Raw genomic sequence first — 9,840 nt, 5'->3', positions numbered from 1 at the left:
GCCCGGCTGACCCGACCTGCCCGCGGCGGCTGGCTCCTCGACGGCTCGTCCTGCTTCAACCGCCGCCGCCCCGTGCGGTGACCCTGGCAACGGCCCTGCTCCGCCGAAGCCCGACAGGTCCAGCCGACTCCCGAAAAGATCGCCCGTCCGGGAAGCCATTCACCCCCTTTCGCGTTGTCCCCAAGCAGGACCGGCACGGAATGGGGTGCGTCGCATGGCAGTTCCCGAACGGCACGCGGCGGACTACCCGGTGCCTCGGCCCGCCGTCGATCTCCCGGTCGCCGCGCTCCTCATCGCCTCCCTCGCGCACTGGATCCGCGACGCTCCCGCCGACGGCGTGATCTTCTTCGCCGCCGCGCTCCTGCTGATCTTCACCGAACGCCGCCCCGCCCCCGCCGACGTCCTCCTCGCGCCCGCCATCCGCCTGCCCAGTGCCTCGTTGATCGTCGCCGTCAGCCTGGTAGCGCTGGTGTTCGGCCGGCAAACCGTGCCGATGTTCCTCGCCATCACCGCGATCGGCATCGGCGCGCTCGTCGTGGAATGGCGGGACCCCTCGCTCCCTCCGCAACCAGTCCCGCGCCGCGGCTGGCTTTGGGTCGCGCTGGCGATCTCCTGGTGTGTCTGGGAACTCGTCTCGTTCGTCTACGAGCAAGCCGCGGGCGGGCTCTCCCTGACGCATCCCACGATGAGCGACCTCGTCGACCCGATGCTCGACAACCGCGTCGTGCAAGCTCTCGCGCTCGGGGTCTGGGTCGCCGGCGGGCTCGCCATGCTGCGTGCGGCCGCCGCCGCGAGGAGGACGGCGTGAGCAGCAGGGTGATCACCGAAATCGGCTTCGGCGCGATCGTGGCCGCCGCTCTCCTGCTGTGGCTGGGCAGCCATCTGTTCCCGAAGAAGATCCCGCCGCTGACGCGCGTGCTGGCCGCGCTGATGCGCAAGCGGTCCACCCGGATCGCGCTCGTGCTGGCCTGGTGGTGGGTCGGCTGGCACTTCTTCGTCCGGAGTTGACCGTAAATCATCGATTATTTCTGCTATGGTCGATGATATGAACGAACGTCTCGAGGTCTCCCGCTTCATCCCCGCCCCGGCCGCCGCCGTCTTCGCGGTTCTCTCCGACCCGCAGGGCCACGTCGACATCGACGCGTCCGGCATGCTCATGGACGCCGAGGGCGAACCGGTCACCCAGGCCGGCGACCGATTCGTGGTCCACATGGACCGGGAAGCGCTCGGCGACCGGCCGCTGGGCAAGTACGACGTCGAGGTGGTCATCACGAAGTTCGTCCAGGACGAGGAAATCGCCTGGACCGTCGAAGGCAACTTCCGCCCGCCTGTCCGCCACATTTACGGCTACCGGCTGGAGCCCGCCGAGGGCGGCACCCGCGTCACGTCCTACTACGACTGGTCGGAACTCAGCGACGAGTGGAAGGAGCGGCTGACCTTCCCGGTCGTCCCGGAATCGGCGCTCAAGGCGACCCTCGGCATCCTGGAGCGGACCGTCCGCCGCCGGGCCGCGGCCTAGCGATACCGCAGCGCGGTCGGCTTGCCCTGCTCCACCAGATACTGCTCGAAGGTGACGACGCCGTCCGCGTGGTCCGGCGCCAGATTCGCGCCAGTCGCATAACCCCGGGCAACCCGCCCCGGCACCGGCACCGAAACGAGCCGTTTGTCCTTTCCGGACGCGGCGAGCAGGGCACGCGCCAGGTCCGCGGTCGTCCGCACCTCCGGGCCGCCGAAGTCGGCGACCCGGCCCTGCGGTCCGCCCTGGGCCAGCGAGACGAGCCGGGCCGCGACGTCGCGCACGTCGACGGGCTGGAACCGGAACTTCGGCACCGGCACCACCGGCAGCCGCGCGGCGCCGGCGAGAATCGTCCGCACCAGCGAGTGGAACTGCGTCGCCCGCAGGATCGTGTACGGCATCCCGGAGTCCGCGATCAGCTGCTCGGCGGCCAGTTTCGCCTGGTAGTACCCCATCGGGATCCGGTCGGCGCCGACGATCGAGACGTACACCAGATGCGGCGCCTGCCCGCTCCACCGCGCGGCCTCGACCAGCGTGCGGACCGTCTCGACCTCCCGCCGGTAGTCCGTCGCGCAATGAATCACGGTCCCGACCCCGGCGACCGCGACGTCGATGCCTCGTCCCGTGCGCAGGTCGCCGGCCGTCCAATGGACGCCCTCGCTGGACCGCCGCCGCCGGCTCAGCGCCCGCACCGGCGCCTCCGCGGCCCGGAGCCGTTCCACGACCACCCGGCCCAGTTGTCCGCTACCGCCGGTGACGAGGATCTGCTCGGCCACGTGGTCCTCCCGCTGCCGCACTGCCCGGGCTCAGCCGGCTGTCGCCCGCCATCCTGGCATGCCTCGCCCGGCGCCGGGCAAAACCGCGCGGCTCAGAACTTCGAACGCCACCGCACGGTCGGCTCGTCCGCCGCGTCCCGGCGCGGCGTGTCCTTCCGCAGCAGCACCGACAGCCGTCCGTACGCGGTGATCAGCTCCGACGTCGCCTCGTTGCCCCGGCCGACCCGGGCGTGCTCGAACCCCTGCCGCAACGCGGCCAGCGCGGCCGGTTCCGCGGTCGCGAGCAGGCCGGCCGCCTCGGAAACGGTCTCCTCGAGACCGTCGAGCATGACCTTGGTTTCCGGCCGTCCGGGCGCGACGGTCAGCACCGGCGACAGCACGCGCAGCTGGTGATGCAGCCGGTAGAGCACGGCAAGCGGATCGTTCCGCCCGGCACCGTCCATCGTGGCATCCTCCGCTCGCTCCCCGGGGAGACGCGGCGGAGACTCCCCCATGACGCCAGGCGCCCGATTGAGTTCGCTCAGGAGTCTTCTGCCTCCAACCCGTCCCGGTCGGCCCACTCCAGCAACGGCTCGAGCGAGTACGCCGTGTCGTCGATGCCCGCGTGCAGATCGCCGAGTTCGGCGAACCGCGCGGGCACGGTCGCGATCGTGCAGTCGTGCGGGTCGACGTCGTCGACCTCGTCCCAGCGGATCGGCGTGGACACCAGCGCCTCGGGCACGCCGCGCACCGAATAGGCGCTGGCGATCGTGTGGTCCCTGGCGTTCTGGTTGTAGTCCACGAACAGCTTCTTCGGGTCGCGGTCCTTGCGCCACCAGGTGGTGGTGACGTCGTCCGGGGCCCGCCGCTCGACCTCGCGGGCGAACGCCAGCGCCGCCCGCCGGACGTCGGCGAACCCCCAGCGCGGTTCGATCCGGACGTAGACGTGCATCCCGCTGCCGCCGGACGTCTTGGGCCAGCCGCGGATGCCCAGCTCGCCGAGGACCTCCTCGGCAACGTGCGCGACCCGGCGCACCGTGCCGAACCCGCATTCCGGCATCGGGTCGAGGTCGATCCGCCACTCGTCCGGCCGTTCGGTGTCGGCGCGCCGGGAGTTCCACGGATGAAACTCCACAGTGGACATCTGCACCGCCCAAACGACATGCGCCAGTTCGGTCACGCACAGCTCGTCGGCGTGCCGGTGGTAGCGCGGGAACTGCACCCGCACCGTCTCCAGCCACGGCGGCGCACCGTTCGGCACGCGCTTCTGGTGCACCTTCTCGCCGCTCACGCCGGAGGGGAACCGGTGCAGCATGCACGGCCGTTCCCGCAGCGCGCGCACGATCCCGTCGCCGACCGAGAGGTAGTAGCGGACGAGATCGAGCTTCGTCTCGCCGCGCGCCGGGAAGTAGACCCGGTCCGGGTTGGACACCCGGACCGTCCGGTCCCCCACCTGAAGCTCGACGGCCTCGCCCTTAGCCATGGCACCGACCGTATCCGGAAACCGCCCGGCGCGTCAGCGGTCGAACGGCACGAGGGTGAAATGCCCGACGCCCTTGGCCGCGGAGTAGACCGTCCACTGGTCCGGACCATGGCCCGGGCCCTTGTCGTACAGCAGCCGGTAGTCCGGCTTGCGCAGCGGCAGCCGCTTGAACCAGTGGTAGTTGATCCGCAGGATCGTCTTGCTGACGAAACCGTCCTCGGCGAGCCGCTTGTTCACGATCATCGTGACCTGGCTGCGGTCGGAGAAGACGTCGAGGATCTGGCAGTCGCAGTAGTACGCCAGGGTGCCGATCTCGCCCGGCCCGGCCACCGACTTGCCCTGCAGCCGCGCGCCGAGTTCCTTGCCGACGCGGGCGTAGTCGGTCGAGCTGGCCCAGTTGCCGAAGATGACCGGCGACGGCCACGGCACGCCCTGCGCGAGGTCCACGCCCACGTTGGCGAGCGCGACCGCCCCGCCGAGGCCGAGCGCGACGAGCGGCGGGACCCGGTTCAGCTTCGGCCGCTTCTTCGTCTCGGCGTGCCAGACGCCGATCATCAGGACCGCGAACGACGCCGTGCTGACGATCGGGGTCACGTAGTACCAGTGGTACGGGCCGACGCCGAGGGTCGAGTAGACGATGTAATAGATGACGCCGCCCGCGCCGAGCGCGACGACCGGGGCCAGCCGCGGGAAGTCGTCCCAGCTGCGGGCGAAGCGCAGGGCGAGCCAGCCGAGCAGCACGGTCACGCCGACCAGCGCCGAGGCGAAGGCGACCATCACGGTGAAGGGCAGGTACAGGAAGTACATCATCGGGCCGCTGAAGTAGCCCCAGGCGCCGAAAAGGCCTTCCTGGTCCTGCTTGATCACCAGCGTGTCCGGGATGAACGAGCCGAGCGCGAACCAGCTGGTGAGGAACCACGGCGCGGACACGAGGACCGCGGTGGCCACGGCCGTCCAGAACTTCTTCCGGATCGCCGCCGTCGAGAACGCGATCACGAGGACGAACACGACCAGGTCGAGCCGGGTCAGCACGGTCAGCGCGGCGACCGCGCCGAACAGCACCGGCCGCTTCTCCAGCGCGGCCACCACGAGCCACAGCAGGACGGTCGGGACCAGCAGCACCTCGAGGCCGGTGGCCGACAGCAGGAACGGGTTCGCGATCACCAGCAGCAGGCCGAGCACGCCGACCCACGGCGAGAGGCCGAAGCGGCGGGTCAGCCGCGCCCACGCCCAGCCGATCGCCGCGCTGCTCAGCACGGTGAGCGCGCCGAGCGCCAGCACCGGGTGCGCGGAGCCGCTGATCCGGGTGACGAAGGTCAGGAAGCCGAGCAGCAGGACGTCGAGCGGCGACGTCGCCGAGTTCGCCACCGAGCCCGGCACGAGCGCCCATTCGCCGTGCACCGCGAGATTCTTCGCGTAGGACAGGGTGATGTACCCGTCGTCGGTGAGGCTCCCGCGCACGAGCAGGAACGAGAGCAGGCCGAGCGCCGCGGCGGCGAGGGGCAGCCACGCGGCGAGGCGGGACCGGACGGGAACGCTGGCCGAGGCGGCGGAGCCGTTCGCGTCGTCCGAAGTCGTGAGCACAGATTCATCCACCGACATGATCCCGGAACAGTAGAGGGTGTCCGACACGCAGATGCTAACGGGCTGTCCGAAACGGCGAGGCCGCCGCACCCGCTCTCCCGGCGGTACCGGTTTCGCAACGGTTTCCCGCCGCGCTGGGGAATTTCCCCCCGATTTCACGTCAGCGCGTGCCGTCCTCCGGCCCGGTCGGCGCCCTGGTCGAGGATCCGGGTCGCCACCCGGGTGATCGCGGCGTCCAGTCCGGCCCGGTCCCCGCCGCCCCAGTCGCCGAGCCGTTCGGCGATCCAGTCGTGCCACGCGCGCACGAGCTTGTCCCATTCGCGCGCGCCGGACGCGGTGAGAGACCAGCTGCCGCGCGCGTACTCCAGGTGCCCGGTCAGTTCGAGCCGCGCGAACGCCGGTTCGAGCACCTGCGCCGGGACGCCGTGGTCCTCCCCGATCGCTTCGAGCGTCGCGGCCCGCCCGGCGCGCTGCCGGAGCCGGACCTGCAGAACGCACCAGAGGCCGCCGACGTCCAGTTCCGAACCGGCGCGCGCGACGATCGCCGGCGCGGCTTTGCGGCGTTCGCGGAACAACAGCGTGGCGATGGCCCGTTCGAGTTCCCGGTCGTGCTCGTGCGCTTCGGGCATCGCGAATCCGTCGCCGAGATCCGGCGCGGCGGCGCGGGCGGTGTCGCGCAACGGCATTTCCTTGAGAAAGAACGCGAGCACGAAAGCGACCAGCCCGACCGGTGCGGCATAAAGGAAAACGATGTGCAGCGAATCCGCGTACGCGCTGATCACCGGTTCCGAAATCGCCGCGGGCAACTGGTGCAAAGCCAGCGGAACCTGGACCGCCTTCGGGTCGACGCCCGGCGGCAGCGGATGCTCGGCGAGCGCCTTGGCGAGATTCGGGCCGAGCTGATTCGCGTAGACGGTGCCGAAAATGGCCGCGCCGAACGAACTGCCGATCGAGCGCAGGAACGTCACTCCGGACGTCGCGACGCCGAGGTCCTGGTAGTCCACGGTGTTCTGCACCGCGATGGTCAGCACCTGCATGCCGAGCCCGATCCCGAGGCCGAGCACCGCCATGTAGAGCGCGGATTCCCAGAACCCGGTGTGCGCGCCGAGCCGCGACAGCAGATACAGCCCGGCCGTCATCACCGCGGAACCGGCGAGCGGATAGATCTTGTACTTCCCGGTGCGGCTCACCAGCGTGCCGGACAGGATCGAGGCGACCAGCAGGGCGAGCACCATCGGCAGCAGCCGCACGCCGGACGTCGTGGCCGAGACGCCCTGGACGTACTGCATGTAGGTGGGCAGATAGGACAGCGCGCCGAGCATCGCGAACCCGACGACGAAGCTCATGATCCCGGCGACGGTGAACACCGGGTTCCGGAACAGCCGCATCGGCAGCATCGGCTCCGGCGCGCGCAGTTCGACCGCGACGAACGCGCCCAGCAGCACCACCGAGCCCGCGGCCATACCGAGGATCACCGGCGAACCCCACGCGTACGTGGTGCCGCCCCAGCTCGTGACGAGCGTCAGCCCGGTCGCGGCGAGGCCGATCAGCAGGATGCCGAGGTAGTCGATCACCGGTTTGACCGCCGCGCGCACGCTCGGCATCGCCGACGCGGCGACCGCGAGCACCACCACGGCCAGCGGGATGTTGACGTAGAACGCCCAGCGCCAGGACAGGTGGTCGACGAACAGCCCGCCCAGCATCGGCCCGGCCACGGTGACGACGCCGAACACCGAACCGAGCGCGCCCTGGTACTTGCCGCGTTCGCGCAGCGGGACGACGTCGGCGATCAGTGCGGTCGAGGTGACCATCAGCCCGCCGCCGCCGAGGCCCTGCACGGCGCGCCAGACGATCAGCCAGGTCATGCTGTCGGCGAAGCCGCAGAAGAACGAGCCGATGCCGAACACGACCACCGAAAGCTGGAACATCAGCTTGCGGCCGAAGAGGTCGCCGAGCTTGCCGACGACGACCGTCATGATCGTCTCGGCCAGCAGGTACGCGGTGACGACCCAGGACAGGTGCCCGGCCCCGCCGAGGTCGCCGACGATGGTGGGCAGCGCGGTCCCGACGATCGTCTGGTCCAGCGCGGCCAGCAGCATGCCGAGCAGCACCGCGCCGAACACCGCGCGGATCCTGCGCCGGGACAGCGCCGCCGGCGCCGGTTCCTCCCGGATCCCCTCCGCCGTGGCCGTCATCGGCACCTCCTCGCGCGCCCTCGCCGGGCCGCTCCCGGCGCGTCCACGTAAGCACCTCGGTCCACTGTGGAATAGCCGCCCGGCCGGAGCGTCGCCCGTTCCGGTGACCGCCGCGGGCCTTTGCGCGCCGAATACCCTCGCGGACGCCCCGGATTACCCGAAAGTCTCCGCCCGCACCGTCCACCGTGGACGTCCGCGCAGCTCCAGCGCGATTTCCGGAAGTCAAACGGGTCCTGCCCGATTTACCCGGTTCCTCCACGGTGATCTGGAGCACACCTTAAGTCCAGCCTAGGTGTGCTGCGTCACGCGGGGCGGTACCGCTAGCGTCACGCAACCATGGAATCCACAGTGGTCGCCAAAGAGGGCGACAACTACACGAAAGCACTGGGCAACCGCCAGGTGCAGATGATCGCGATCGGCGGGGCGATCGGGGTCGGGCTCTTCCTCGGCGCGGGCGGGCGGCTCCACGAAGCGGGGCCGTCGCTGGTCCTTTCCTACGCGCTGTGCGGCATCGCGGCCTACTTCGTGATGCGGGCGCTCGGCGAGCTCGTGCTGCACCAGCCCAGCTCCGGCAGTTTCGTCACCTACGCCCGCAAGTTCATCGGCCCCTGGGCCGGGTTCGTGTCCGGCTGGATGTACTGGCTGAACTGGGCGATGACCGGGATCGCGGAGATCACCGCGGTCGCGATCTACGTGCACAAGTGGCTGCCGGACGTGCCGCAGTGGATCACCGCGCTCGTCGCGCTCGGCGTGCTCATGGCGGTCAACCTGCTGAGCGTGAAGCTGTTCGGGGAGCTGGAGTTCTGGTTCTCCGTCGTCAAGGTGCTGGCGATCATCGTGTTCCTGGTGACCGCCCTCGGGCTCGTGCTCACCGGCGCGAACATCGGCGGCAGCCCCGCCGGCGTGCACAACCTGACCAACCACGGCGGGTTCTTCCCGGCCGGCGTCGGCATCGCGCTGATGACGCTGCAGGCGGTCGTGTTCGCCTACTCCGCGATCGAGGTCGTCGGCATCGCGGCCGGCGAGACCAAGGACGCGCGCAAGGTGCTGCCGAAGGCGATCAACGGCGTCGTGTGGCGGATCGGCGTCTTCTACGTCGGTTCGGTGCTGCTGCTGGCGATGCTGCTGCCGTGGCCGTTCTACAACGGCGGCGAAAGCCCGTTCGTCACGGTCTTCTCGCGGCTGGGCATCGGCGGCATCGGCGACGTGATGAACGCCGTCGTCCTCACCGCCGCGCTGTCCTCGTGCAACTCGGGGCTGTACTCCACCGGCCGCATCCTGCGCGCGCTCGCCGACGAGGGCGAAGCGCCGAAGTTCGTCGGCAAGATGAACTCGCGGCACGTGCCCTACGGCGGGATTCTCTTCACGTCCGTGGCCTACGTGCTCGGCGTGGTGCTGAACTACCTGGTGCCGAAGGAAGCCTTCGACATCGCCACCGCGGTCGCCTCGCTCGGCGTGGTCGCGACCTGGGCGACCCTGGTGTATTCGCAGATGCGGATGCGCCAAGCGGCGTTGCGCGGCGAACTGGAGCGGCCGGGCTACCGCATGCCCGGCGCGCCCTACACCGGCTGGGCCACGCTCGGATTCCTCCTGCTGGTCGTGGTGCTGATGGGATTCTCCGACGGAGCCGAGAAGATCGCGTTCTACTCGATCCCGGCGATCGTCGTGGTGCTCGCCGTCGGCTGGCGGCTGGTCTCCCGCAAACGGCAGGCGCGCACCGGCGCCTGAGCGGAGCCCGCGTTCCCCCAACCCCGCGAACGCGGCACCGGCCCGGCCGTCCTTCCGATACCCACCGGAAGGGCGGCCGGGTTCTTTTCTTTCACCACAGTGCTTTCACCATAGTGGGAAATCGGCCCCGCGCTCGGCTTCCGGCCGCGGCCCGAAGATGCGCCGCTCGGACTCCTCGATCCGCCGGTCGTTGATCGACGCCTCGCGCCGGCTCATCAGCCCGTTCTCAGCGAACTCCCACAGTTCGTTTCCGTAGCTGCGCCACCATTGCCCGTCCGCGTCGCGGCTCTCGTACTGGAACCGGACCGCGATGCGGTTCTCGCGGAATCCCCACAATCCCTTGCGCAGCGCGTAATCCCGCTCGCGTTCCCACTTCGCGGCGAGGAACTCGACGATCGCGGCCCGGCCGACCACGTGGGTGTCGCGGTTGCGCCACACCGAATCCGGCGTGTACGCGAGCGAGACCTTCTCCGGGTCCCGGGTGTTCCACGCGTCCTCGGCGGCCTGGACTTTCTGTAGTGCGGCGGAGAGATCGAACGGCGGGAACGGCGGTCGTGCTTCGGTCATCACAAGGGTCCT

At 70.1% G+C, this 9,840-nt stretch carries 10 protein-coding genes; 4 read left to right on the top strand and 6 right to left on the bottom strand.

Annotation, left to right across the window (positions count from 1 at the left end; all coding sequences use genetic code 11):
• Positions 1–214 precede the first annotated feature (214 nt).
• The 3 genes from F9C12_RS02025 to F9C12_RS02015 are packed head-to-tail and all read left to right on the top strand — an operon-like array spanning position 215 to position 1,519.
• Positions 215–808: a hypothetical protein gene (locus F9C12_RS02025; protein ID WP_409464514.1), complete on the top strand. Its 594-nt coding sequence runs from the start codon at positions 215–217 to the stop codon at positions 806–808.
• Positions 805–1,008, top strand: coding sequence for a DUF6186 family protein (locus F9C12_RS02020; RefSeq protein ID WP_409180267.1), 204 nt, complete (start codon positions 805–807; stop codon positions 1,006–1,008). Before F9C12_RS02025 ends, F9C12_RS02020 begins: the two co-directional genes overlap by 4 nt.
• A gap of 37 nt (positions 1,009–1,045) precedes the next feature.
• On the top strand, positions 1,046–1,519 hold the full coding sequence (locus F9C12_RS02015) for an SRPBCC family protein (protein ID WP_409464513.1): 474 nt from the start codon (positions 1,046–1,048) through the stop codon (positions 1,517–1,519).
• Here the strand turns inward: F9C12_RS02015 and F9C12_RS02010 are convergent.
• From F9C12_RS02010 to F9C12_RS01990, 5 genes are all read right to left on the bottom strand, one after another.
• Positions 1,516–2,292 carry an SDR family oxidoreductase gene (locus F9C12_RS02010; protein WP_409180265.1) on the bottom strand — a complete coding sequence of 259 codons (777 nt, stop codon included), beginning with the start codon at positions 2,290–2,292 and terminating at the stop codon, positions 1,516–1,518. The genes F9C12_RS02015 and F9C12_RS02010 overlap by 4 nt on opposite strands.
• 92 nt (positions 2,293–2,384) lie before the next feature.
• A complete protein-coding gene (locus F9C12_RS02005; RefSeq protein ID WP_409464512.1) occupies positions 2,385–2,735 on the bottom strand; it encodes a hypothetical protein in 351 nt (116 codons plus the stop codon).
• A 77-nt stretch (positions 2,736–2,812) separates the two neighbouring features.
• A complete protein-coding gene (gene ligD / locus F9C12_RS02000) occupies positions 2,813–3,754 on the bottom strand; it encodes a non-homologous end-joining DNA ligase (protein ID WP_409464511.1) in 942 nt (313 codons plus the stop codon).
• A 33-nt stretch (positions 3,755–3,787) separates the two neighbouring features.
• Positions 3,788–5,350, bottom strand: a complete 1,563-nt coding sequence (locus F9C12_RS01995; protein WP_409180262.1) for a hypothetical protein — start codon at positions 5,348–5,350, stop codon at positions 3,788–3,790.
• A 143-nt stretch (positions 5,351–5,493) separates the two neighbouring features.
• Entirely contained in the window at positions 5,494–7,533 is a 2,040-nt protein-coding gene (locus F9C12_RS01990) for an MDR family MFS transporter (protein WP_409464510.1), read from the bottom strand.
• 336 nt (positions 7,534–7,869) lie between these two features.
• Here F9C12_RS01990 and F9C12_RS01985 point away from each other — a divergent pair, with 336 nt between their 5' ends.
• Positions 7,870–9,261, top strand: coding sequence for an amino acid permease (locus F9C12_RS01985; RefSeq protein WP_409180260.1), 1,392 nt, complete (start codon positions 7,870–7,872; stop codon positions 9,259–9,261).
• A gap of 105 nt (positions 9,262–9,366) precedes the next feature.
• Here the strand turns inward: F9C12_RS01985 and F9C12_RS01980 are convergent, their stop codons facing one another.
• Positions 9,367–9,828, bottom strand: a complete 462-nt coding sequence (locus F9C12_RS01980) for a nuclear transport factor 2 family protein (protein ID WP_409180259.1) — start codon at positions 9,826–9,828, stop codon at positions 9,367–9,369.
• Between the last annotated feature and the right edge of the window lie 12 nt (positions 9,829–9,840).

The sequence above is a fragment of the Amycolatopsis sp. GA6-003 genome, from assembly GCF_046267895.1.
GTDB lineage: Bacteria > Actinomycetota > Actinomycetes > Mycobacteriales > Pseudonocardiaceae > Amycolatopsis.
The sequence above is the reverse complement of the archived record's forward strand: the minus strand, read 5'-3'. Positions and strand labels throughout refer to the sequence as shown.